The sequence below is a fragment of the Mesorhizobium sp. M0808 genome, from assembly GCF_040320025.1.
Taxonomy (GTDB): domain Bacteria; phylum Pseudomonadota; class Alphaproteobacteria; order Rhizobiales; family Rhizobiaceae; genus Mesorhizobium.
This window is the reverse complement of record NZ_JAMYOX010000017.1, coordinates 102,403-127,989: the sequence shown is the minus strand read 5'-3', so window position 1 is coordinate 127,989 and position 25,587 is coordinate 102,403. Positions and strand designations below refer to the sequence as shown.

General features: G+C 63.5%; 18 protein-coding genes. 8 read left to right on the top strand and 10 right to left on the bottom strand.

What is annotated here, in order from left to right; translation table 11 throughout:
• Positions 1-549: 549 nt before the first annotated feature.
• Positions 550-2,259, top strand: coding sequence for a trimethylamine N-oxide permease (locus NKI25_RS20235; protein WP_023675992.1), 1,710 nt, complete (start codon positions 550-552; stop codon positions 2,257-2,259).
• A 147-nt stretch (positions 2,260-2,406) separates the two neighbouring features.
• Here the strand turns inward: NKI25_RS20235 and msuE are convergent, their stop codons facing one another.
• The 7 genes from msuE to NKI25_RS20200 form a co-directional block, all read right to left on the bottom strand.
• Positions 2,407-2,967: an FMN reductase gene (gene msuE, locus NKI25_RS20230; RefSeq protein ID WP_023675993.1), complete on the bottom strand. Its 561-nt coding sequence runs from the start codon at positions 2,965-2,967 to the stop codon at positions 2,407-2,409.
• Positions 2,968-3,082: 115 nt separating this feature from the next.
• Entirely contained in the window at positions 3,083-4,438 is a 1,356-nt protein-coding gene (locus NKI25_RS20225; protein WP_023675994.1) for an LLM class flavin-dependent oxidoreductase, read from the bottom strand.
• A gap of 133 nt (positions 4,439-4,571) precedes the next feature.
• A complete protein-coding gene (locus tag NKI25_RS20220) occupies positions 4,572-6,065 on the bottom strand; it encodes an aldehyde dehydrogenase family protein (RefSeq protein ID WP_352704669.1) in 1,494 nt (497 codons plus the stop codon).
• Between the two features lie 70 nt (positions 6,066-6,135).
• A complete protein-coding gene (locus NKI25_RS20215; RefSeq protein ID WP_023675996.1) occupies positions 6,136-9,276 on the bottom strand; it encodes an efflux RND transporter permease subunit in 3,141 nt (1,046 codons plus the stop codon).
• A gap of 208 nt (positions 9,277-9,484) precedes the next feature.
• Positions 9,485-10,633 carry an efflux RND transporter periplasmic adaptor subunit gene (locus tag NKI25_RS20210; RefSeq protein WP_023675997.1) on the bottom strand — a complete coding sequence of 383 codons (1,149 nt, stop codon included), beginning with the start codon at positions 10,631-10,633 and terminating at the stop codon, positions 9,485-9,487.
• A 62-nt stretch (positions 10,634-10,695) separates the two neighbouring features.
• A complete protein-coding gene (locus NKI25_RS20205; RefSeq protein WP_023675998.1) occupies positions 10,696-11,304 on the bottom strand; it encodes a TetR/AcrR family transcriptional regulator in 609 nt (202 codons plus the stop codon).
• 237 nt (positions 11,305-11,541) lie between these two features.
• Positions 11,542-13,182: an acyl-CoA synthetase gene (locus tag NKI25_RS20200; protein WP_352824771.1), complete on the bottom strand. Its 1,641-nt coding sequence runs from the start codon at positions 13,180-13,182 to the stop codon at positions 11,542-11,544.
• A 188-nt stretch (positions 13,183-13,370) separates the two neighbouring features.
• On the opposite strand from NKI25_RS20200, the gene NKI25_RS20195 reads away from it, so the two are divergent.
• Positions 13,371-14,336: a sugar-binding transcriptional regulator gene (locus NKI25_RS20195; protein WP_352786821.1), complete on the top strand. Its 966-nt coding sequence runs from the start codon at positions 13,371-13,373 to the stop codon at positions 14,334-14,336.
• Positions 14,337-14,421: 85 nt separating this feature from the next.
• The gene (locus tag NKI25_RS20190) at positions 14,422-16,479 is read left to right on the top strand and encodes a bifunctional aldolase/short-chain dehydrogenase (protein WP_352999171.1); all 2,058 of its coding nucleotides are present in this window, start codon (positions 14,422-14,424) and stop codon (positions 16,477-16,479) included.
• Between the two features lie 68 nt (positions 16,480-16,547).
• On the opposite strand, the gene NKI25_RS20185 is transcribed toward NKI25_RS20190, so the two are convergent.
• The 3 genes from NKI25_RS20185 to NKI25_RS20175 form a co-directional block, all read right to left on the bottom strand.
• Positions 16,548-17,603 carry a substrate-binding domain-containing protein gene (locus NKI25_RS20185; protein ID WP_352455225.1) on the bottom strand — a complete coding sequence of 352 codons (1,056 nt, stop codon included), beginning with the start codon at positions 17,601-17,603 and terminating at the stop codon, positions 16,548-16,550.
• Between the two features lie 46 nt (positions 17,604-17,649).
• Entirely contained in the window at positions 17,650-18,645 is a 996-nt protein-coding gene (locus NKI25_RS20180; protein ID WP_023676003.1) for an ABC transporter permease, read from the bottom strand.
• An 83-nt stretch (positions 18,646-18,728) separates the two neighbouring features.
• Positions 18,729-20,240, bottom strand: coding sequence for a sugar ABC transporter ATP-binding protein (locus NKI25_RS20175; RefSeq protein WP_352590255.1), 1,512 nt, complete (start codon positions 20,238-20,240; stop codon positions 18,729-18,731).
• A 135-nt stretch (positions 20,241-20,375) separates the two neighbouring features.
• On the opposite strand from NKI25_RS20175, the gene mtnK reads away from it, so the two are divergent.
• The 5 genes from mtnK to NKI25_RS20150 all read left to right on the top strand — a co-directional run bounded on the left by mtnK (position 20,376) and on the right by NKI25_RS20150 (position 25,584).
• Complete coding sequence (mtnK, locus tag NKI25_RS20170) at positions 20,376-21,647, top strand: S-methyl-5-thioribose kinase (protein ID WP_352590258.1); 1,272 nt, start codon at positions 20,376-20,378, stop codon at positions 21,645-21,647.
• Complete coding sequence (mtnA, locus tag NKI25_RS20165) at positions 21,644-22,738, top strand: S-methyl-5-thioribose-1-phosphate isomerase (protein ID WP_352455228.1); 1,095 nt, start codon at positions 21,644-21,646, stop codon at positions 22,736-22,738. The genes mtnK and mtnA overlap by 4 nt, the downstream gene beginning before the upstream one ends.
• A 181-nt stretch (positions 22,739-22,919) precedes the next feature.
• Entirely contained in the window at positions 22,920-23,804 is an 885-nt protein-coding gene (locus tag NKI25_RS20160) for a helix-turn-helix domain-containing protein (RefSeq protein ID WP_031211585.1), read from the top strand.
• Between the two features lie 130 nt (positions 23,805-23,934).
• Positions 23,935-24,594 (top strand): 2Fe-2S iron-sulfur cluster-binding protein, encoded by a 660-nt coding sequence (locus NKI25_RS20155; RefSeq protein WP_023676008.1) that lies wholly within the window; start codon positions 23,935-23,937, stop codon positions 24,592-24,594.
• 3 nt (positions 24,595-24,597) lie between these two features.
• Complete coding sequence (locus NKI25_RS20150; RefSeq protein WP_352999169.1) at positions 24,598-25,584, top strand: FAD binding domain-containing protein; 987 nt, start codon at positions 24,598-24,600, stop codon at positions 25,582-25,584.
• Positions 25,585-25,587 lie beyond the last annotated feature (3 nt).

Here is a 25,587-nt window from a genome sequence, read left to right as displayed (position 1 = left end):
CCCAGCAATGTTCGGATCGGTGCCCAGTCCAGTTCCTTCGATACCAGGTCGAAAATCGTCTCGTCCGACGCCGCCAGCCCGTCCGCCAGACTCAACTGACCCAGAACACGATCCGCCATCCCGAATCTCCCTGCTTCGACCATCATCACAGAATCACCAATCGGCTTCTATGCAAAGGTCTCCTTGTGGGAGAAGGTGGATTGGCGCGCAGCGCCAAGACGGTTGAGGGGTGCTGGACGAAGTGCGGTTTTGCCAAGCTGGAACACCCCTCATCCGACCGAGCTTCGCTCGGCCACCTTCTCCCACAAGGGGAGAAGGACAGACCGCACCCTTGGGCAGCGCCAGCGAAGCTCGACTGTTTCACAAGCGCAATGTGCACAGCGTCACAAAGCGCTTGACGTGAAAGCGCGTTGGGTCAATCTTCACTGCTAAGAAAAAAATACTACTGAGCGGAAAACGCCTGGGGCCGTTCAACGTGAGCGTCGATGACGCCTCGCGAGATTGCGGCTGTTGCCGATGGGGAACATCAAAAATGGGGAATCCACGTAAATGAGCACGATAGTCACCACCTTGGTGCCGCCTGCCGAAGGGCAGCTGCACCGGAACATCGATTGGCGCGGCGCCTTCTGGGTGGCAAGCGGCGTTCCGGCCCTTGTCCTGTTTTCGATCGGCGGCATCGCCGGCACCACCGGAACACTGGCCTTCCTGATCTGGGCCGTATCCATGGTCATGGGCTTCCTGCAGTCCTTCACCTATGCGGAGATCGCCGGGCTGTTCCCGAACAAATCCGGCGGCGCCTCGGTCTACGGCGCCACCGCATGGCTGCGCTATTCGAAATTCATCGCGCCGCTTTCGGTGTGGTGCAACTGGTTCGCCTGGTCGCCGGTTCTGTCGCTCGGCTGCTCGATCGCCGCCGCCTATATCCTCAACGCACTGGCGCCGGTGCCGCTGTTCACCGACACTTCGCCGGAAGTCGCCGCCTATATTGCGGCCCATGCCGGAACCAGCGCCGCTGACGCCATCACCGCGGTCACCGCGGCGGCGACGCCGGCGATCCGTAACTGGACGCTCTACGGTCACACGCTTGGCCCGGTTTCCTTCACCTTCAACGCCACCTTCTTCATCGGCGCGGTGCTGATGCTGATCATCTTCTCGATCCAGCATCGCGGCATCCTGGGCACGGCCAACGTGCAGAAATATATCGGCCTGCTGGTGATCATCCCGATGCTCATCGTCGGCGTGGTGCCGATCGTCACCGGCCAGATCAACTGGGCAAATTTTTCGCCGCTGGTGCCGCTCGCCGCCGCCTATGCGCCGGAGGCCGGCGCGTGGAACATCGCCGGCTGGACGCTGGTGCTCGGCGGCATGTTCATCGCGGCATGGTCGACCTACGGCTTCGAGACCGCGGTCTGCTACACCTCCGAGTTCAAAAACCCGGGCACCGATACCTTCAAGGCGATCTTCTACTCCGGCCTGTTGTGCATGCTGCTGTTCATCCTGGTGCCGTTCACCTTCCAGGGCGTGCTCGGCTTGAACGGCATGCTGGCGACGCCGATCGTCGACGGCTCCGGCGTTGCCGATGCGCTGGCCGGCATGGTCGGCGGCGGACAGCTGATCCACAGCCTGCTGGTGATGCTGATGATCCTGGCGCTGGTGCTCTGCATCATGACGGCGATGGCCGGCTCCTCGCGCACGCTCTATCAAGGTTCGGTCGACGGCTGGCTGCCGCGCTATCTCAGCCATGTCAACGAGCACGGCGCCCCGACGCGGGCGATGTGGACCGACCTGATCTTCAACCTGATCGTGCTGGCCATCGCCTCGGCCGACGCAACGAGCTTCTTCTTCATCCTGGCGGTGTCGAATTGCGGCTACATCATCTTCAACTTCCTTAATCTCAATGCCGGCTGGATCCACCGCATCGACAATGGCCACATCGCGCGGCCATGGAAGGCGCCGAGCTGGGTACTCGGCCTCGGCGCCATCTTTGCCTATGTCAACGCGGTCTTCATGGGCGCCGGCGCCAAGGTGTGGAACCCGATGGCATTGTGGGCCGGGCTGATCACGGCAGCCTTGATCATCCCGGTGTTCTGCTTCCGGCACTACATCCAGGACAAGGGCAAATTCCCCGACCACATGCTGGCCGATCTCGGCATGAGCTCGTCCGACCTTGCGGTGAAAAAGGCGGGGATGCTGCCCTATCTGACGCTGGTCGCCGGCGTCGTGGTGATGCTGCTCGCCAACTGGCTGTTCGTCATCTGACGGCTTGCCTTGAGGGATCGGGCGCGCAAGGCGCGCTCGATCCCTGCATTTTGTTCTTGCTTTGTGCCGGCAGCTATGCTACTAATCTCGATATGGTGCTGATTCGCCCCGAGACCCGCCGCCGAGGCGGGTTTTTCTTTTTAGGGGCTATTCGGCAGCGGTGCCTGCGCGGGAGCGACCGCCAAGCGCTGCACCGATATCCTCGAGCACCTGTCCGACGCGCGCCTGGATCGTCTCGGACGCAAGCACGCCGTCGATGAAATCCCTGTCCGAAGCGTAGATCGCGGTCGGCAGCGTAAAGGCCTCGAAGAAGCCGAACAGCGGCCTCAGCTGGTGCTCGATGATCAGCGCATGCCGGTCGCCGCCGCCGGTCGCCAGCAGCACCACCGGCTTGCCCCTGAGCGCCGTTGGGTCGACAAGATCGAAGAAGTGCTTGAACAGGCCGGTGTAGCTGCCCTTGTAGGTGGGCGAGCCTACGACGAGCACGTCCGCCGCGACGACGCACTTGAGGATATCGCCCGCTTGCGCATCCAGTTCACGCGCCCATCTGGCGCCACCGAGGCTGGGGCCGAGGTCGACGACGTCATGCGTGCTGGCGGCCAGGCCATATCTGCCGGCTACCTCGTTCACGATACGATCGACGAAGCCGCGCGTCTTGGACGGCCGGGTGAAATTGCCTGAGAAACCGACAACGGCCGGATTGGTCATGATGCAAAGCCCTCGCGACGATTTCGGGCTGCCAGCCCGCTGCTCATGACCCTATGGACATTCGGACCGAACGAAAAGAACGGATGCTTGCCACGGTCTAAAATCATTACCGGTTCTAACCAGCTTTGCGGATCGCTGCCGTCTCAGGTTGGAAGAACCGGTTTGGCGGCCGCTTCAGGCCAAGATTTTCGCGCAGGGTCGATCCTTCGTATTCGCTCCTGAAAATGCCGCGCCGCTGCAATTCGGGCACGATTTTCTCGACGAAATCATCCAATCCGGCGGGAAGATAGGGGAACATGACGTTGAACCCGTCCGAGCCTTCGGTGACTAGCCATTCCTCCATCTCGTCGGCGATGGTTTTCGAAGTGCCGACGAAGGCAAGACCGGAATAGCCGCCCAGCCGCTGCGCAAGCTGCCTGACGGTCAGGTTTTCCTTGCGCGCCAGTTCGATGACGCGCTCGCGGCCGCTCTTGCTGGCGTTGCTTTCCGGGATTTCGGGCAAGACTGAATCCGGATCGAACCGCGACGCGTCGTGGCCGAGCGCGATCGACAGCGAGGCGACGCCGCTCTCGTAGTAGACGAGGCTGTCGAGCTTGGCCCGCTTCGTCTGCGCCTCCTCGACAGTCTCGCCGACAATGACGAAGGCGCCGGGCAGGATCTTGATGTCGTCGCGCGACCGGCCAAGTTTTTGCGCACGTTCCTTGACGTCGGCAAAGAAGCGCTGCCCCGAGGCGAGATCGGCATGGGCGGCGAAGATCACCTCGGCCGTTTCCGCGGCGAGCTGCCGTCCGGCCTCCGACGCGCCGGCCTGCACGATGACCGGCCAGCCCTGCACCGGCCGCGCGATATTGAGCGGTCCCCGCACCGAAAGATATTCGCCCTTGTGGTCGAGCACATGCAGCTTCGCCGGATCGAAATAGAGCCCGCTTTCGGCGTCGCGGATGAAGGCATCGTCGGCAAAACTGTCCCACAGGCCGGTGACGACATCATAAAACTCCCGCGCCCGGCGATAGCGCTCGTTGTGCTCGACATGCTCGTCGAGGCCGAAATTCAGCGCGGCGTCGGGATTGGATGTGGTGACGATATTCCAGCCGGCGCGCCCGCCGCTGATATGGTCGAGAGAGGCGAAACGACGGGCGATGTGGTACGGCGCGTCGAACGTCGTCGAGGCGGTTGCGATCAGCCCGATACGATCGGTGACGGCGGCAAGCGCCGACAACAGCGTGAACGGCTCGAAGGACGTGACCGTGTGGCTGCGCCGCAGCGCCTCGATCGGCATGTTGAGCACGGCCAGGTGGTCGGCCATGAAGAAGGCGTCGAACTTCGCCGCTTCCAGCCTTTGCGCGAAGTGCTTGAGATGCGCGAAATTGAAGTTGGCGTCGGGATAGGCGCCCGGGTAGCGCCAGGCGCCGGTATGAAGGCTGACGGGCCGCATGAAAGCGCCAAGCCGCAATTGTCGATTTTCTGCCATGGAAAAACGCACCGATGACGACGAGCGTAACGCTCCAATTGCTCGAGCATGGGATGGCTTTGCGGCCATGGGAAGGAATTCTGTTTTGCAAAACCGGCGTCGGGGAGCATTTTTTGTGCGGGCGGCGGACCGATCAATCGATCTTGATGAACACGCCCTTGGTGTTGAGATACTCAGCGAGGTGCTCGGCGCCGCCCTCGCGGCCGTAGCCGCTCATCTTGTAGCCGCCGAAGGGCACGGCCGGATCGATGGCGTGATAGGTATTGACCCAGACCGAGCCGGCGCGGATCTTGCGCGACAGCTGGTGGGCGGTGGCGAGATTTTGGGTGAAGACCCCTGCAGCCAGGCCGTAAGGCGTGTTGTTGGCCCGCTCGACCGCCTCGTCCAGCGTATCGAACGGCAAGGCTGAAATCACCGGCCCGAATATCTCCTCACGGGCGATCTTCATGTTGTCCGAGACGCCGGCAAAGACGGTCGGCGCGACGAAATTGCCGGCGGCAAGCGCGCCTTCCACAAGCCGGGTGCCTCCGGTGACGAGTTTCGCCCCTTCCGCGGTGCCGGCCTCGAGGTAACCGGTGACCCGTTGCAGCTGCTTTTCGGAGACGAGCGGACCGATCTCGGTCGCCGGGTCGATGCCGTCGCCGACCCTGAGACCCTTGGCGTATGCCGCGAGCCGCTCGACGAACTCGTCATGGACGGTGCGTTCGACGAAAAGGCGCGAACCGGCGATGCAGATCTGGCCGGAATTGGCGAACACCGACATCGCCGCCACCGGCACCGCCTTGTCGAGATCGGCATCGGCGCAGACGATGACCGGCGACTTGCCGCCGAGCTCCAGGGAGACGCGCTTGAGGTTGCCGGCCGAGGCCCGCACGATCGACTGGCCGGTTGCCGTCGAGCCGGTGAAGACGATCTTGTCGATGCCCATATGCTCGGCGAGTGCGGCACCTGCCTCGGTGCCGGTGCCGGTGACGATGTTGACGACGCCGGCCGGCACGCCGGCCTCGTTCATGATGTCGGCGATCAAAAGTGGCGTCAGCGGCGCCTCTTCCGACGGCTTCAGCACGATGGTGCAGCCGGTCGCCAGCGCCGGCCCGATCTTCCAGATCGACGCCGCCGTTGGCGCGTTCCAGGGAATGATGGCGCCGACGACGCCGACCGGCTCCTTGCGGGTGAAAGAGACGATTTCGCCGGGCAGCGAGTTGTCGATCGTCTCGCCGTGCAGCGCCGTCGCCATGCCGGCATAGTAGCGCAGCATGCCGATGACGCGGTTGCGATTGGCGCGGGTGCGTATGATCGGCATGCCCATGTCGGTGGTGTCGGAGCGGCTGATCTCTTCCCAGTGCTTTTCGAAGAGGTCGGCGATCCTCAGCAGCAGCACCTGCCGCTCATAAGGCTTGAACCGGCTCCACGGGCCCTCGAACGCCTTGCGCGCAGCAGTCACCGCCGAGTCGATGTCCTGCCGGTCGGCGCGCGGCACCGTGGCGATGACCGCGCCGGTGGCGGGATTGCGGCTCTCCGTGGTCCGGCCGGAGCGGGCATCGACCCAGCCGCCGCCGATGAACATCTGGCGATGGCGCCCGTCGATCGGCAGCCGCAGCGGTGCCTTTGTCTGAGCCATGGTCATGACGGTCCTCCTCCGGCGCCTACGCCTGGTGGGCGGATTAAACCGCCGGAGGTCACATTTGCCAACAGCTCTATTCGGCTGCCAGGGCCAGTTGCGGCCTTTCGCTTTCTTCTGCCACCTTGGCCGCCTCTTCCGTTGCCACCACCTTCTTGGGCTCCCTGCCGAAGAACAGCGCATAGGCTGCCGGCAGGACAAGGATGGTCAGCACCGTGGCGACGAGAATGCCGCCCATCATGGCGTAGGCGAGCGGCCCCCAGAAGACGCCGCGCGAGATCGGGATCAGCGCCAGCACCGCCGTCAGCGCCGTCAGCACGATCGGCCGGAACCGGCGCACCGCCGAGCCGATGATGGCCTCGGAGCGCTCCACGCCGGCGGCGATGTCCTGGTCGATCTGGTCGACCAGGATGATCGAGTTGCGCATGATGATGCCGAGCAGGGCGATGACGCCGAGGATGGCGACGAAGCCGAACGGCGCGCCGCTGATCAAAAGTGCCGCGGCCGCGCCGATGATGCCGAGCGGACCGGTGGCCAGCACCAGCATGGCCTTGCCGAAATGCTGCAGCTGGATCATCAGCAGCACGACGATGACGGCCAGCATGATCGGCGCTTTCGCCGCAATCGAGGCCTGGCTTTCGGCCGCATCCTCGGCGCCGCCCTGGATCTCGATCTTGTAGCCGGGTGCGAGGCTGGCGCGCAGGCCCTGCATCTCGCTGTACATTTTCATGGCGACATCGTTCGGCTGCACGCCGTCCGGCAGCGTGGCGCGCACGCTGATGGTCGGCAAGCGGTCGCGCCGCCATTCGACGCCTTGCTCCAGCACCGGGACGATCTTGGCGACCTGCGACAGCGGCACGGAGCCACCGAAATCGGTCGGGATGTAGACGGAGTCGACCGCCGACAGCAGGTGACGGCTTGCCTCCGGCTCACGGGCGACGATCGAAACCGTCTCCTCGCCGTCGCGGAAGTCATCGAGCGGCGCTCCCGACATGGTCGCCTGCAGTATCTGGCGGATGCGCTGCGAGGTGACGCCGAGCGCACGGGCGCGATCCTGGTCGATCACCAGCTTCATCGCCGGCACCGGCTCCAGCCAGTCGTCGTGGATGGCGCCGAGCAGCGGATTTGCCTGGAACTTCGCCTTCACCTCGTCGGCGATGCGGCGCACCTCCTGGCGATCCGGACCCATGACGCGCATCTGCACCGGCCAGCCGGTCGGCGGACCAAGGAACAGGCGATCGACCTTGGCGCGGATCGATGGGAAATCCTCGGCCAGGATGGTGCGCAGCTTGACGATCAGCCGCTCGCGGGCTGGTTCGTCATTGGCCATCACCAGAAGCTGGGCGAAGTTCGGGTTGCGAAGCTGCTGGTCGAGCGGCAGGAAGAAGCGCGGCGCGCCTTCGCCGATATAGGTGGCGATGAAGCGCTTGTCCTTGTCGTCCATCATCCTGGCTTCGAGCGCCTTGGCCTGGGTCTCGACTTCCTTGATGCTGGTGCCTTCCGGCAACCAGAGGTCGACAAGGATTTCCGGGCGCGACGATTGCGGGAAGAAATTCTGCGGGATGAACTGGAACGCCCACAGGCTGGTGGCAAACGTCATCAGCGTCATCACCAGGACGATGATGCGGTGGCGCACCGCCCATGCAACGGTCGAGCGAAGACGGCGGTAGAAGCGCGTGTCGAAGACATCGTGATGGTTGCCGGCGTGCTTGCGCTGCTTCAGGATCATGTGGCCGAGCCATGGCGTGAAATAGACCGCCGCGAACCAGGACACGATCAGCGCGATGCCGACGACGTAAAAAAGGGTGCGCACATATTCGCCGGCGGTCGAGGCAGCGAACCCGACGGGAATGAAGCCGGCCGTCGTGATCAGCGTGCCGGTCAGCATCGGGAAAGCGGTCGAGGAGTAGGCGAAGCTCGCCGCCTCGACCTTGACCAAGCCTTCCTCTAGTTTTCGCTCCATCATTTCGACGACGATCATCGCGTCGTCGACCAAGAGCCCAAGAGCGATGATCAGCGCGCCGAGCGAAATGCGCTGCAGGTCGATGCCGAGCTCGTACATGATGGCGAAGGTGGCGGCCAGGACCAGCGGAATGACGATCGCGATCACCAGGCCCGAGCGCCAGCCGATCGACAGGAACGATACAAAAAGCACGATCAGCAGCGCTTCGCCGAGCGCTTCCATGAACTCGCTCACCGCCTCCTTCACGACATGCGGCTGGTCGGAAATCTGATCGACCGAAACGCCATAGGGCAGCGCCTCTTCGAAGCGCTTGTAGGTCGCTTCGACGTCCTTGCCGACGTCGGTGACGTTGAAGCCCTTGGCCATGACGACGCCGAGCTGGACGCTGTCGTGTCCGTTGAAACGGTACTTGCGCTGGTACGGATCCTCGAGGCCCGAGGTCACGGTGGCGATGTCGCCGAGGCGCGTCACCTGGTTGCCGGCGCGCAGGCGAAGCTCGCGGATGTCGGCCGCCCTGGTGACATCGCCCTCGACCGAAATGCGCACCGAACGCTGGCCGGTGTCGACCGAACCTGCCGGGTCGACATTGTTCTGGCCTCGGATCGCATTCTGCAGGTCGGTCAACGTCAGGCCACGTTCGGCAAGCGCCTTGGATGAAACGTCGATGTAGAGTTTTTCCGGCTGGTCGCCGATGATCACGGCCTTCTCGACACCGGGCGTCGTCAGCAGCATGTCACGCGCCTGGATGGCGAATTTCTTCAGCTCGGGATAGCTGTAGCCGTCGCCGCTGATCGAATGCAGGGTGATGAACGTGTCACCGAATTCGTCATTGAAGTAAGGCCCAAGCAGCCCCTGCGGCAGCTCATTGGCGATATCGCCGACCTTCTTGCGCACCTGATAGAAAGCATCGGCGACCTGCGCCGGATTGGTGTCGCCCTTGACCTGCAAGGTGATGATGGCGCTGCCGGCGCGGGTGTAGGAGCGGACGAAATCGAGGTGCGGCGTTTCCTGCAGCTTGCGCTCGATCTTGTTGACGACCTGGTCCTCCATCTCCTTGATCGAGGAGCCTGGCCAGATCGCCTGGACGACCATGACGCGGAAGGTGAAATCGGGGTCTTCCTTTTGGCCCATGCGCATCAGGCCGAGCGCACCGGCCACGATGATCAGCCCGAACAGGAAGCGGGCAATGCTCGGATGGCCGATTGCCCAGCGCGAAAGATTGAAAGACCGCTTTTCATTGGTGTCGATGGTCATCGGCGTCAGTCCGTTTCAATTTGATCAACAGAGCACGCGCTTTCGCATGCCCAAGGAACTTCCGATGTGGGCTTCCGGGCGGCGTGGCTTTCCGAGTTGAGAGATCTACATCGCGGTGGGACGCGAGGATCGACGTGGGGGTTACATCGACCTGAGATCTCGAAAATCGGGGGCGCCTGCCGCCCGGAAACCGTGAATTGCCTGGCCGTCAGCGCAAGCGCCTTGCAGCGTCATCGGCCGACGCCGACTGTTGCGCCGCATCACCGGTCAGCTTGACTTTCAGATTCTCGGTCATGAACTGCGTGCCGGCGGCGACGACGACGTCACCCGGCTTCAGCCCATCGGCGACACTGACGCCGTCGGGGGTGAAGGCGGCGACCTTGACCGGATGCGCATGGACGGTCCCGCCGTTGCGGTCGACTGTCCAGACGATCGATTGGCTGTCCTTTTGCGCCAACGCGGCCAGCGGGATCGACACCAGTTGCTGCCGGTTGTCCGCCGCGGCTTCGATGGAGGCGGTCATGCCTAGCAGCACGCGAGAATCGTTGGGCAGGCTGACGCGAACGGCAAAGGTGCGCGACTGCGGATCGGCGCTGCCGGCGACTTCGCGGACCTTGCCGTCGAGCGTCAGCGCCTCATCGGACCAGAAGCCAGCCTTGACGGTCTTGCCCGGCTTGAATTCGGCGATATCGGTTTCCGGAACAGCGATCAGGACTTCCTTCTCGCCGTCGATGGCAACGGTCACCACCGGCGTGCCGGAGCCGACCACCTGGCCGACATCGGCGGCAACGGCAGTGACGATGCCGTTCTTGTCCGCCTTGAGATCGGTATAGCGGACCTGGTTCTGTGCCTGGGCAAGCTGCGAGCGGGCGGAGTCTCGCGTGGCGACAGCCTGATTATAGGCGAGCGTCGCCTGCTCGAGCTGCGACTTCGGCGCGAAATTCTTGGCGTAGAGCTGTTCGGCCCGCTTGCGCGTAAGCTCGACTGTCTCGACCTGACGGTCGGCAGCATCGAGGCTGGCCTGAGCGCTTCTCACCGAAAGCTCGTAGTCGGTGGGATCGATGCGGGCGAGAACGTCGCCCGGCTTGACGCGGTCACCGATGTCGACAAGGCGCTCGGTGATCTTGCCGTTGATGCGAAAACCGAGATTCATCTCGGTGCGGGCACGCACCGATCCGGAATAGGAAAGCTGACGGGTATCGCTCGCCTTAGCGATCTCGACCACCTTGACCGGGCGGATGATCTCGGTGACCTCGGCTTTCTCCTGCGAGCAGCCGGCGAGGCCGAGAGCGACAACCATAATCAATGCTAGGCCGGCGGCCGGTCGCCTGTAGGTGATGGACTTGGACAAAGACACTTTTCGTACTCCCGAACTGTGGGGATGAATTGCCGGTATCGCCGCCCGACGGGCGGCAACGGTCATTTCTTCAAGGCTCTGATGGCAAACTCGGTAAGCTCGTCCGGCGTCGCCCGGTTCTTCTTGGCGAGGCACTGGGCCATCATCTGCGGATGACAGAGGCTGATAATGGCAGCGCCGAAGCACCGGGAAGCGATCACCGGATCCTGATCGACGAACTCGCCGGTAGCGATTCCCTCGCGGATCACTTCCGCGACCAGTTCATGGATGCTGTCGATGTGCTTTTCGATGACGTGCCAGTCGCGCTCGATGGCGACGATGACCATCTCGTGCACCTTCTCCTGGTCGATCATGGTCTCGAGCGTCCACTGGTAGTGCGTATGCACGTAGCGGCGGAGCTTTTCGCTGGCGGTGCCGGGGCCATGGCAGGCTTCGTAGGTCAACCGGTAGCAGGTCTCGAGCATACGGCCGCAAACCGCCTGGTGGATTTCCACCTTGGAGGCGAAGAAGCGGTAGATGTTGGCGGTCGACATGCCGAGTTCGCGCGCTATGTCGGCGACGTTGGTCTTGCCGTAGCCGTAGTGGCGAAACAATCGCTCCGCGCAATCCAGGATGCGCGTGACATTTTCCTGGCGGGCGGAATCGGCGGTGGTGTCTAGGGTTTCAAGCATCTCGTTGGCCAATTTACGACTGACGAATTTAGAATTTCGTCACTCGTAAATTGAAAACCATCACCTGTCAAGGCACGATTTTGGCTGCTGATGACAGATGGTGACATCCCTGGACGGAGTTGGCCCATGAAACGCATGTGGTTTCCGCCGGGCGAGCCTGCAACGCCGCCCCGTGTTTTTTTGCGAAGGATCTTGAAAAGATGCTTTCCGAAATCGGTTCCGTTTTCGGATCAGGCCCTAAGGCTGCTTTGCCATCTCCCGCAGCCGGAACTTCTGGATCTTGCCCGTCGAAGTCTTCGGGATTTCCGCGAAGATCACCGCTTTCGGCACCTTGAAGCGGGCGAGCAGCGCGCGGCAGTGCTCGATTACCTCCGCCTCGGTCGCCGCCTTGCCCGGCTTCAGCTCGACATAGGCGACCGGCACCTCGCCCCATTTGTCGTCGGATCGGGCGACAACGCCGCAAGAAGCGACGGCGGGATGCTTGTACAGCGCCTCCTCGACCTCGATCGAGGAGATGTTTTCGCCGCCGGAGATGATGATGTCCTTGGAACGGTCCTTGAGCTGGATGTAGCCGTCCGGATGGATGACGCCGAGGTCGCCCGAATGGAACCAGCCGCCGGCAAAGGCCTCGTCGCTCGCCTTGCGGTTCTTGAGATAGCCTTTCATGACGATGTTGCCGCGGAACATCACCTCGCCGATGGTCTCGCCGTCGGCCGGCGTCTCTTGCATCGTCTGCGGGTCCATCACCGTCAGGCCTTCGAGCGCGGCATAGCGTACGCCTTGCCTGGCCTTCTTCGCCGCCCTCGCCCCTTTCTCCAGCCGGTCCCACTCGCCATGCCATTCGTTGACGACGGCCGGGCCATAGGTTTCGGTCAGGCCGTAGAGATGGGTGACGGCAAAGCCCGCATCGGCCATGCCCGACAGCACCGCCTCGGGCGGCGGCGCCGCGGCGGTGTTGAAGGTGACGGTTTGCGGGAACTGCCGCTTGTCCTCGTCCCTGGCGTTGATCAGCACCGACATGACGATGGGTGCACCGCACAGATGGGTGACGCCGTGATCGGCGATGGCGTCGTAGATCGGCTTCGGCCGCACCCAGCGCAGGCAGACATGCGTGCCGCCCTGCACGGCAAGCGTCCAGGGAAAGCACCAGCCGTTGCAGTGGAACATCGGCAATGTCCACAGATAGACGGGGTGCTTGCCCATGCCGGCATGGATGGTGTTGGCATAGGCCATCAATGCCGCGCCCCGATGGTGGCAGACGACGCCCTTCGGATTGCCTGTCGTGCCGGAGGTGTAGTTGAGCGAAATGGCATCCCATTCGTCGTCCGGCATCGACCAGGCGAAATCCTCGTCGCCGCCGGCGACAAACGCCTCATAGTCCAGCGTGCCGATCCGCTCGCCCTTGGGATAGGGCGCATCGGCGGCATAGTCGGGATCGTCGTAATCGATCAGCAGCGGCCTGACCTTGGCCAGCGTCAGCGCTTGCCGAACCACGCCGGCGAATTCGCGGTCGACGATCAGCACCTTGGTTTCGGCGTGATCGAGCTGGAAGGCAATGACGGCGGCGTCGAGGCGGGTGTTGAGCGAGTGCAGCACCGCCTTGGTCATCGGCACGCCGAAATGCGCCTCCAGCATCGGCGGTGTGTTGGACAGCATGACGGTGACGGTGTCGCCCTTGCCGATACCGCGCTTCGCCAGTGCCGAGGCAAGCCTCAGCGAGCGCTTCCAGAAATCGCGATAGGTCGTGCGCTGGCGGCCATGGATGATGGCGATCTGGTCGGGAAAGGTTTTTGCCGCCCGCTCGAAATAGGTCAGCGGCGTCAGCGGCTGATGGTTGGCCGGGTTTCGATCGAGGTCCTGTTCGTAGGGATTGCCCATCCCGTCCTCCGCGCAATGTGTTCGTCGAGAACTTTAGCTACCGGCTTCCGGCCCGTCACCACCAACGATGCCATCATAGACCGCGTGTGGCACAAGAATGGTCTAGATTCGGCGGCGAAAGCGCATCTATTCCTTCCTCCAATTTGACTTTTGTCGAGAGCCGTGAATAATGTCAGCGAGGAGATGGCATGGCGATCCGACCGGCAGAACAGCTTATCCACAAGGCCGCCTGGCTTTACTATGCACACGGCCTGCGCCAGGACCAGGTGGCCAGCCAGCTCAAGATTTCCCGTGCCTCGGTGGCGATGTATCTGCGCAAGGCGCGCGAGACCGGCATCGTCAACATCTCGACCTCGACCCAGCTTTTCACCGACGACGTGCTGGCGCGCAAGCTGGAAGACGCGCTGAAGCTCGACGCGGTCTGGATCGCGCCGGAAAACGGCTATGTCGCCGACCCCTCGACCGACATCGCGGTGCTGGCGGCAAGCGTCTTTCTCGAGCTGATCAGGAAAGGCGACCGCATCGGCGTCGCCTGGGGACGGACGGTCTACACCATCGCCGACATCATGTCCTATGCCGATCTGCAGGACGTCACCGTGGTGCAGCTCTGCGGCAATCTGGGAGCCCCCTATTCGTACCGGCCGGACCAATGCACGATGGAAATCGCGCGCCGGCTCAATGCCAAGGGGCTGAATTTCTACGCGCCGCTGGTGCTGACGACGGAAGAACTGGCACGCGGCCTGCGCGCCGAGCCGGTGATCCGCGAGCAATTGTCGGGCATCGGCGAATGCGGCCTGGCGCTGTATTCGGTAGGCTCGGTGGACACCGACAGCCATCTGGTCAAATGCGGCGCGCTGACGCCAAGCGAAATGGCTGTATTGCGCAAGGCGGGTGCGGCCGGCGTCATTGCCGGGCAGATCATCGACGCCCGAGGCCAGGCGCTCGACTGCAGCTACAACCGCCGGCTGATTTCGGCAGAGCTGTCATCGCTGCGCCAGATCGGAAAGCGCCTTGTGGTGGTGCAGGAAGAGAGCAAGTTCGAACCGCTCGTCGCGGCGATCGCCGGCGGGCTCTGCACCCATCTCGTCGTCGGCGCGCGCATGGCGCGGCGGCTGCTCGACCATGCCGGAGCGGCAGCAGAAAAGGTCGCCTGATACCTAGTTTCAGCCGCCGACGCATTGTCATCAAGGCGTCGCGGTATTCCTGTTCACAACAAGAGAGAAATCGGACGAAGCTGACATGAAGAACCTGTGGAATGACGGCGAGGCGGAGAAGCTGGTCGCCGACTATGCAAAGAAGGGTGTGGCCCGCGATCTGGCGCTGCGCGTCTATACGACCAGGCTGCTGGGCGGCGAGCCGCGGCTCGTCCTGCATGGCGGCGGCAACACCTCGTGCAAGACCAGGGCCACCGACCTTGTCGGCGACGAATGGGACGTGCTCTGCGTCAAGGGCAGCGGCTGGGACATGGGCGTCATCGAGCCGCAGGGCCTGCCGGCGGTCAAGCTCGGCGCGCTGTTGAAGGCGCGGTCGCTCAAGAAGCTCTCCGACGAGGACATGGTCGCGCTGCAGCGGGCGAACCTCATCGATCCGTCCTCGCCCAATCCGTCGGTCGAGACGCTGCTGCACGCCTTCCTGCCGCACAAATTCGTCGACCACACGCATTCGACGGCGATCCTGGCCATCGTGGACCAGGAGGAGGACAGCGAGGCGCTGAGCCGGAAGGTGTTCGGCGAAAAGATGGGCTTCGTGCCTTACATCATGCCGGGCTTCGATCTGGCCAAGGCGGCCGCCGATGTATTCGACGCCGATCCGACGGTCGAAGGCCTGATCCTAGACAAGCACGGCATCTTCACCTTCGGCGACGATGCCAGGCAGGCCTATGACCGGATGATCCATTATGTGAACGTCGCCGAGGATTTCATCGCCGGAAACGGCAAGCCGCGCACCGAAAAAGTGGCACTGCCGGCCAGGCTGGCGAAGCCTGCGGAGATTGCGCCGATGCTGCGCGGCGCGGTGGCGGTGGCACGCGGCGAAGGCCGCTTCGATCGGATGATCAGCGATTTCCGCACCTCGGATGCGATCGTCGATTTCATCAATTCGGCAAAAATTGCCGACTATGCCGGGCGCGGCGTGTCGACACCTGACCTGTCGATCCGCATCAAAACCGGACCGATGGCACTGCCGGCGCCCGACGCGGACAAGGTCGGCGACTACAAATCCGTCATCCGCCAGCATGTCGAGAAATTCGCCAAGGACTATCGCGCCTATTTCGAAACCAATGATGCGCTCGACGACGTGAAGCGCACCATGCTCGACCCGATGCCGCGGCTGACGCTGGTGCCCGGCCTCGGCATGTTCGGCCACGGTCGCACGCTGAAGGATGCGAAGATTGCCTCGGACGTCGGCGAAATGTGGATCGAGGCGGTGCGCGGCGCCGAAGCCGTCGGTGACTTCCGCCCGCTCTCCAAAGCCGACCTGTTCCCGCTCGAATACTGGTCGCTGGAACAGGCCAAGCTCGCCTCCAACAAGCCGAAGCCGCTGACCGGCCAGGTGGTACTGGTCACCGGCGGCGCCGGCGCGATCGGTGCTGCCACGGCAAAGCTGTTCGCCGACAACGGTGCCCATGCCGTCGTCGTCGATCTCGATGGATCAAGGGCTGCCGAGGCGGCAAAAAGGGCCGGCAACGGTTCGATCGGCATTGGCGCCGACATCACCGATCCGGCGCAGATGCGCGCCGCCTTCGACAAAGCGGTCGACGTCTACGGCGGCCTCGACATTCTCGTGTCCAATGCCGGTGCTGCCTGGGAGGGCCGGATCGGCGAGCTCGACGACGCCACCTTGCGCAAAAGCTTCGAACTCAATTTCTTCGCCCATCAGTCGGCGGCGCAGAATGCCGTGCGCATCATGCTCGAACAGGGCACCGGCGGCGTGCTGTTGTTCAACACCTCCAAGCAGGCGGTCAATCCGGGGCCGAAGTTCGGCGCCTATGGCATTCCCAAGGCGGCAACGTTGTTTTTGTCCAGGCAATATGCGCTCGACTACGGCGCCCATGGCATCCGCTCCAATGCCGTCAACGCCGACCGCATCCGTTCGGGGCTGTTGACCGATGCCATGATCGCCAGCCGCTCGGGCGCACGCGGCGTGTCGGAGAAGGAGTACATGTCCGGCAACCTGCTCGGCCAGGAAGTGACGGCAGAAGACGTCGCCCAAGCCTTCCTGCATCAGGCGCTGGCCGAGCGGACCACCGCCGATGTGACGACGGTCGATGGCGGCAACATCGCGGCGGCGCTGCGGTAGATCTAAACACCGGACCAACAAAAAGAGCGGCCCGCGAGCCGCTCTTTTCCTTTGCCTATAGCGAAAGACTACTTCGCGTTCGGGTTCGGCATCCAGGTCGGCATCGCGACATCGGCATGGGCGAATTGCGGCAGCTTGGCCGAGAGGTCCTCCATGTTCTTGATGTCCTTGTCGAGCAGATCCTTCTGGGTGATCAGCGTCGGCGGCACGATGACGTTGTGGCCGGGATCCTCGCCGGCCAAGAGCTGCGCCAGCGCACGCACCGAGACCTGGCCGACGACGGCCGGGTTGGTGGCGGCGGTTGCCGCCCAGGCGCTGTCCGGCTCGCGCATCGCGGCGATGTCCGAGGTCGAAATGTCGGCCGAATAGATCTTGATGTCCTTGTTCAGCCCGGCCTCGTCGACTGCGATCTTCACGCCCTTGGCGAATTCGTCATAGGGCGCGAACATCACCTTGATGTCGGGATGGGCCGATAGCACCGAACGGGCCTGGTTGGCGACCGAATTGGCGATCGGATTGTCGAGCGTGCCGAACATGGCGGCTTCGTTGATGCCCGAATATTTCTTCTTGAATTCGACCCAGGTCTCGTTGCGGCGGTCGAGCGGCGCGATGCCGGCGACATAGACATAGCCGGCCTTCCAGCTCTCGCCATTGTCCTTGACCGCCTGTTCGAGCGCCAGGCGCGCGAGGTCGCGGTCGGACTGTTCGATCTGCGGGATCTTGGGGTTTTCGACATTGACGTCGAAGGCGACGACCTTGATGCCGGCGTCGACCGCGCGCTGGGCGGCGTCCTTCATCGATTCCGTCAGGCCGTGCTGGATGATGATGCCCTGGACGCCGAGCGCGATGGCCTGGTCGACCATGTCCGCCTGAAGCGCCGCGTCCTGGCGGCTGTCGAGCACGCGCAGGTCGACACCGAGTGCCTTGGCCTGCGCCTCGACGCCGGACAGATACGCCTGGAAGAAGTCGCCAGTCGAGAGATAGCGGACCAGCGCTATCTTGACGGCGCCCGGCTTGTCGAACGGCGCCGGCCTGTCCTGCGCCATCGCCGGCAACTGCATAAGCAATGTTGCGCCGGCAAGCCCGAGCGCTGCCTTCCCTAAAAGCCTTCTTGTGATGTTCACGTCGTTTCCTCCACTTGTTGAACCCAAAATGTGACCCGGTCGAACCCTATCTCCTGCCCCTGCCGGAAAGGGCGAAGGTAAAGACAAGGGCGACCACGAGAACCACGCCCTTGACGAAATCCTGCGTGTAGTAAGGCGCGTTCATCATCGTCAGGCCCTGCAACAGCACGCCGACAAACACCGCGCCGACAGCCGTGCCGAAGGCGTTCGGCTTGGCGGCGCCGAGAACCGCGTAACCGATGAGTGCCGCAGCCACCGCGTCGAGCAACAGATTATTACCCGAGGCGATGTCGCCGCGTCCAAGCCGGGCAGCGAGCAAAATGCCGCCGATCGAGGCAAAAACTCCCGAAATCACATAGGCCCAGATTTTGTATGCCTTGACAGGCGCGCCGGCGAGTTCTGCGGCGCGTTCGTTGCTGCCGACCGCATACATCATGCGCCCGAAACGCGTGTATTCGAGAAAGAACCAGATCAGCACCGCCAGCACGAGCAGGACGACGACCGACACCGGAATGAGGTTCGGGATGAAGAAATCGAAGCGATGGCGGCCAAGCGCCAGGAACGCGGCGCCGAAACTGCCGTTGGCGACCGAGCCGTCGGGCATGGTCATGCCAGTGGCGATCGAACGGCCCTCGGTCGGTATGCGCTGCAGGCCGACAAGCAGGAACATCATGCCGAGCGTCGCCAAAAGGTCCGGAACCCGCATATAGACGATCAGCCAGCCATTGATCAGGCCGACGACGGCGCCGATCACAAGACAGACGACGACCGCCACGACGGCGTTCTGCCCCAGCACCACCATGACATAGGCAGCCGCCATCATGGCGCTGGTGGCGACAGAGCCGATCGACAGGTCGAAGCCGCCGACGACCAGCGTGGCGGTGACGCCGAGCGCCAGAACACCGGTGATGGCGACCGACTGGAAGATGAAGACGGCGCTTTGCGGCGAGACGAAACCATCGGCGGCAACAGCGAAATAGGCGATCAGCCCGAACAACAGAACGATGAAGCCGTAGCGAATAGCATTGTCGCGCAGGATCATTCAGCGCTCCCGCACGCTGGCACCGTCTTTATCCGACCCGAATTCATGCCCTCTCCATTCCAATTCTCATCGTCTTCCCGCTCTCAGGCTGCGCTGTGCAAAGGCCCGCCCGCCACTTCGGCCAGCAGACGCTCGAGATCGACATCGGTATTGCGGTGCTCGCCGACGATCGTCTGCTCCGACATCACCAGGATGCGATCGGCCGTCTCCAGGGCTTCGTCGAGTTCGGTGACGAACAGCAGCGTCGCGCGGCCGTGGGCGCTGGTCCGCAGCTTGGCGGCGATATCGCGTCTGGCCGAGATGTCCACACCTTGAAACGGCTCGTCGAGGATGAAAAGCCTTGCCGCCTGCGACATCCAGCGGGCGACCATCACCTTCTGCTGATTGCCACCGGAAAGCGACGCCATCTCGTCCCTCTCGGAGCGACAGACGATGCCCAACTCCTGGATCTGCTGGCGAGCAATGGCGCGTTCGATACGGCGCTTGAGGACGCCGAGACGCGACATGCGCCTGTGGAACGGCAGGCTGATATTCTCCTGGACGTTGAAGTCGCCGACGATGCCGTTTTCGCCCCGGTCCTTGGCGACGAGAAACACACCGGCGGCAATCGCTTCGCCGGTCGATGCCGGCGCATAGGGTTTCCCGTTCAGCATCATGGTCCCGCCCAGCGGCTGGCGCAGGCCGAACAGCGTCTCGGCGAGCGCGGTCTTGCCGACGCCGACGAGGCCGGTGATGGCAACGACCTCGCCGTCGCCGAGGGTCAGCGAAATCGGCCGGGCGCCTTCTGCAACCCGCAACCCGTCCGTGGCAAAAATTGCTTTGGCCGAATTCCTGGCGACGATCCGCTCGAGCTGGATCTTGCGGCCGAGCATGGCGTTGACCGCACCTTCGTAATCCAGCGGCTTCTTGTCGAAGATGCCTGAGATGACCCCATCGCGCATCGAAATGATGCGATCGGCAAGCCGCCTGATGTCAGACATACGGTGCGAAATGTAGAGGATGGCCACGCCTTGCTGGCGAAGCCGGTCGAGCAATGCGAACAGCCGGTCGGCCTCGGCGCTGGACAGCGAGGAAGTCGGCTCGTCGAGGATCAGCACTTTCGGCCGGTGCGCCATGGCGCGGGCGATCGCCACCATCTGGCGGTCGGCCAGAGAGAGATCGCTGATCCGGGCCTTGAGGTCCATGGCCAGTCCCATGCGGTCGGCCACCGCCTTTGCCTCGCGACGCACCCGGCCTGGATTGAACAGGGTCGGCACGCCGCTGCCGCTCAACCTGTCGAGGGTAAGATTGGTGGCGACGTCGAGGTCTGCGACGACACCGTCATTGATGTTCTGGTGGACGGTAACGACGCCGGCGCGGATCGCCTCCGCCGGCGTTTTCGGGTCGAACTCATGACCGGCAAGCGACATCGAGCCGCCGCCATGGTCGTAGACGCCACTGATGATCTTGACGAGGGTGGATTTGCCGGCGCCGTTGGCGCCCATCAGCACGGTCACTTCGCCGGCATGCAATTCGAGCGAGACGCCGCCAAGCACCTCGATATGGCCAAAGGATTTCCTCAGGCCGTCGACGCGGAACACGGCATCATTGCCCATTCGTTCCTCCCTGACCATGACGCTATGGGCTATATCGGCAATTGTCAACACGATTGACAATTGCCAGCAGGCTTCCTAGCTTGGCCCGACCGCGTTGGCTCCGCTATCATCGGAGCACATGAGCGGGAGGTGAGGATGACTGGGAAATCGCCGTTCGAAGCACTGTCGGTCGAGACACTGGCGGGCCGTCTCGGTGCCAACGAGCCCCTGTGTTCGCAGATCGGCAAGGATACGAGCCAGTGGAAGGTTCGTGAAGTCGGCGACGGCAATCTGAACCTGGTGTTCATCGTCGAGGGTGCTGAGGGTGCGGCCGTCGTCAAGCAGGCCCTGCCCTACGTCCGGCTGGTCGGCGACAGCTGGCCGCTGCCGCTAAAACGCTCCTTCTTCGAATACCATGCGCTGACGCGGCAACAGGCGCGGGCGCCGGGTTCGGTGCCCGATATCTATCACTTCGACGAAGGCCAGGCGCTGATCATCATGGAGTATCTGTCGCCGCACATTATCCTGCGGCGGGCGCTGATCGAAGGCCGGCAATTGCCCAATATCGCGACAGACATCGGCTTGTTCATGGCCCACACGTTGTTTCGCGGCTCCGACCTGCATATGGCGACCAAGGACCGCAAGGCCGATCTGGCACTGTTCGCCGACAATGTCGAACTCTGCGACATCACCGAGAACCTGGTTTTCTCGGATCCGTATTTCGATGCCAAGATGAACCGGCACACCAGCCCGCAGCTCGATGGCATTGTCGCCGAGCTGCGCGCCGACCGCGACCTCAAGGTCGAGGCGCAGCGCATGAAGCACATCTTCGCTGCCAATGCCGAGACGCTGCTGCATGGCGACCTGCATTCCGGCTCGATCATGGTCACCGACACCGAAACGCGGATGATCGACCCCGAATTCGCTTTCTACGGGCCGATCGCCTTCGACGTCGGCATGCTGCTCGCCAATTTCTGGATGGCGTTCTTCTCGCAGCGCGGCCATGAACAGGACGGAAGCCGCGACGCCATGCGTGACTATCTGCTCGGCGTTACGGTCGAGACATGGTCGGTGTTTCGCGCCGAGTTCTCGCATCTGTGGCGAACCGAGCGTACCGGCATGCTCTACCAGAAGAGCCTATTCGAAGATCAGGGCGACAGGCTTGGCGCCGAGCAGGCGCTAGACCACATGCTGCATTCGATCTGGACCGATCTGCTTGGCTTTGCCGGCGTCGAGGTTCACCGGCGAATTCTCGGACTTGCCCACAATGCCGATTTCGAGACTATTGCCGATCCGGATCTGCGCGCCAGATGTGAGGCAAAGGCGCTGAAATTCGGCCGTCACCTCGCCGTCAACCGGCGCCAGATCCACAGCATCGACGAGGTCAACCGGTTGGCCGCGCTGATCGAACGGGAGAGCAGGATTTGAACGTCGGCGACCGCCACTACCGCACCATCTGGCCGAGTGACGACGGGCGTTCGGTGGAGATCATCGACCAGCGCTGGCTGCCGCATGATTTCCGCATCGAAAAGATCGATACCGTCGCCGGCATCGCCACGGCAATCCGCGACATGTGGGTGCGCGGGGCGCCGCTGATCGGCGTCACCGCGGCCTATGGCGTCGCCATGCAGATGGCCGACGATCCGTCGGATGCAGCACTCGACGCCGTCTGGGCAACCTTGCACGAAACGCGCCCGACGGCGATCAATTTGCGCTGGGCGCTGAACGAAATGCAGCGCTTCCTGCTGACGCTTCCCCTGGCAGAACGTGCCGCGGCTGCCTATCGGCGTGCCGGCGAGATCGCCGACGAGGATGTCGGCCTCAACCGCGCCATCGGCGCCCATGGGCTCGAAATCATCAAGGCGATCGCGGCGCGCAAGCAGCCGGGCGAACCGGTCAATATTCTGACCCACTGCAACGCCGGCTGGCTGGCCACGGTCGACTACGGCACCGCCACCGCGCCGATCTATCTGGCGACGGAAGCCGGCATTCCAGTCCATGTCTATGTCGACGAAACACGACCCCGCAACCAGGGTGCCCAATTGACCGCCTGGGAGATGGCCGGCCACGGCGTGCCGCATACGCTGATCGTCGACAATGCCGGCGGCCATCTGATGCAGCGCGGCCAGATCGATATGGTCGTCGTCGGCACCGACAGGACCACCGCCGACGGCGATGTCTGCAATAAGATCGGTACCTATCTCAAGGCGCTTGCCGCCGACGACAACGACGTGCCGTTCTATGTCGCGCTGCCGTCGCCGACGATCGACTGGACTGTGGGCGACGGGCTGGCCGACATCCCGATCGAACAGCGCTCGCCCGACGAGGTCTCACTGGTCTGGGGCAAGACCGCTTCCGGCGAGATCGCCCAGGTCCGCGTATCGCCGGAAGCCACGCCGGCGGCCAATCCGGCCTTCGACGTGACGCCGGCGCGGCTGGTCACCGGCTTGATCACCGAACGCGGTGTCGCTACGGCCTCGCGCGAAGGCCTGAGGGCGATGTTTCCCGAGCGCGGATGATCCGCTTTGCCGAGAGGGCGCTCCGGATTTGCCTGATCTCACGATTTCTTGAACGCGGCACGGTTAAAAACGCCCGTTGCCTGTCCCACATGGACGGCCGTATGCGTAGCGGCGGGGCGGCGCCCAACGCTCGAAGCCGGGGTTGCCCACGGCTCGGCGAGTGAACCAGCGGGATACCGCGATGTCATTCAGACCGTTGCTTGGTGACGGACGGGTTCGGAGCCAGGACGAGAAGTCGGAGCCCCTGCAAACCGCGTCATGGGTCAGCTCCTCGATCGTCTTCGACAACCGGCGGTGGGCGTGCCGGGAGGCGGAGCTCCGCTGGACAGCCCCTCATCATCTGATCGTGCTGACCGAAGAAGGCGGCACGTCCCATACATCCATCCGGCACGAGGCACGATCCCTTTACGACGGAATGGACCGTCCCGGAGCCCTCACCTTCGTCCCGGCAGGCGCGGAACGACAGGGCTTCTATCGCGATGTAAACCTCTCCTATTCAGCCCTGTGGATCGATCCCGATATCGGGCTTCCCGGATGCGAACGCCTGAGGAACCTGCCTATACTGGTAAACAAGAAAGACGCGGTCGTCGCCACGCTCTTGAGTTCGCTTCGTGACGAGATGGCACTCGGCCACAAGCCAGACACTGCCTATGTCGAGCATCTGGTCGCCCTCGTCAGTCTCCGCGTGGCCAACCTGAGCCGGGAGCAACCGCGGTTTGTACGTCACGGCTGTCTCAGCCGCCGGGCACTTGGTCGCGTTCGGGATTACATCGATGCGCATATGAATTCCGACATTTCGCTAAGCGAGCTGGCAGCCGCCGCGGGCATGGCCGTCGACAGTTTTGCGCGTCGCTTCAAGGCGACGACCGGCCTTGCACCCTACGCCTATGTGATCGAGGAACGGGTGCGGCGAGCGGAGGCGCTGCTGCGCGAAACGGGTTTGTCGATCGGTGTCATTGCCTTTCGGCTCGGCTTCTCAAGCCAGAGCCACTTCACCACGACCTTCCGACGTCTGAGGGGCATGACGCCTCGTGCCTATCGGGTGAATTCTTCTCCAGAATCCTGATAGTGCCGCCGGTTTCTTGAAAGAAAGCCGCCGCCCGCACTCCCACCTCCAGTGTCGTTGGGTGACAGAACCCGAGGGTTCGCTCGGGTCAAGTTGCCGTCTGCGCTTCATTGCGACTGGGAGATCATGCATGGCCAAAACGGACAACAGGAGCGGACCGACGCGTCGAATGGTATTGGAAGGCGGTGTTGCGACCGGGGTGCTCCTGGCTACCGGACTACCGGTTGACGCCGAGCCGGCCGAGACCGTCACGGCGGCTGCGTCGTCCTCACCACTACCGACGATGACGATGTCGTTACGGATCAACGCGAAGGATCTTGCCATCGAGCTCGACCCGCGGACGACGCTGCTCGACGCCCTGCGCAACCATCTCGGCCTCACCGGCTCGAAGAAGGGCTGCGACCACGGCCAGTGCGGCGCATGCACGGTGCTCGTCGATGGGCGCCGGATCAATTCCTGCCTGACGCTTGCCGCAATGCATCAAGGCGACGAGATCACCACGGTCGAGGGCCTTGCCGAGGGTGACCGGCTGCATCCGGTCCAGGCCGCCTTCGTCGCCCGCGACGGTTTCCAGTGCGGCTACTGTACGCCAGGCCAGATCTGCTCGGCGGTTGGCATGCTGGGCGAGGCGCGGGCCGGCTGGCCAAGCCATGCGAGCGCCGACGTGGCAGCGGCTTCCGTCGCTCTCACCGATGCCGAGATCCGCGAGCGGATGAGCGGCAACATCTGCCGTTGCGCCGCCTATCCGAACATTGTCGCTGCAATCCGCGACGCGGCAGAGGAGGCATGAGCAATGCAGTCCTTCACTTATGAACGTGCGACGAGTGCTGAGCAGGCGGCGGCCGCGGTTGGGGCCCGGCCGGACGCCAAGTTCATCAGCGGCGGTACCAACCTGCTCGACCTGATGAAGCTCGAGATCGAGCGCCCAGCGCATCTCGTCGACATCAGCCGGCTGCCGCTTGATCGGATCGAGGAGACGGCGGAAGGCGGGCTTCGGGTCGGCGCCCAGGTCCGCAATAGCAATCTCGCCGCCGACCCGCGGGTAAGGTCGCGCTACCCGATGCTCACGCAAGCGCTGCTGGCGGGAGCGTCCGGCCAGATACGCAACAAGGCCTCGACCAGCGGCAATCTCCTGCAGCGCACGCGCTGCCCCTATTTCTACGACCGCAACATGCCCTGCAACAAGCGCCAGCCGGGTTCGGGCTGCGCGGCACTTCAGGGCTTCAACCGCATGCACGCCGTACTCGGCGCGAGCGAAGCCTGCATCGCGGTCCATCCTTCTGACATGGCGGTCGCCATGTCCGGGCTCGACGCCAGGATCGAGACCGTCTCGCCCGGCGGCGAGACCCGTACGACCCCGATCGGCGATTTCCATCGATTGCCCGAGACGATGCCCCAGGTGGAGACCGTGCTCGGCCACGGCGAAATGGTCGTCGCGGTTGTCCTGCCGCCGCCGCCACCCGGCCGGCAGCTTTACCGCAAGGTGCGCGACCGTGCTTCCTACGCCTTCGCGCTGGTGTCCGTGGCAGCAATCGTCGAGAAAGGCGGCGACCGTATTCGAAGTGCTCGGATCGCCATGGGCGGCGTGGCAGCCAAGCCCTGGCGCGCGACGGAGGCGGAGCGCACGCTCGCAGGAGCGTCGGCGTCCGACGGTGCCTTTATCGACGCGGCCGAAGCCGCGCTCGCCGGAGCTGTCGGGCATGGCGCCAATGATTTCAAGATCCCGCTGGCGAAACGGACGATGCGGCACACGCTCGCTGCTGCCGTCGAGAGTGCGTGAGGT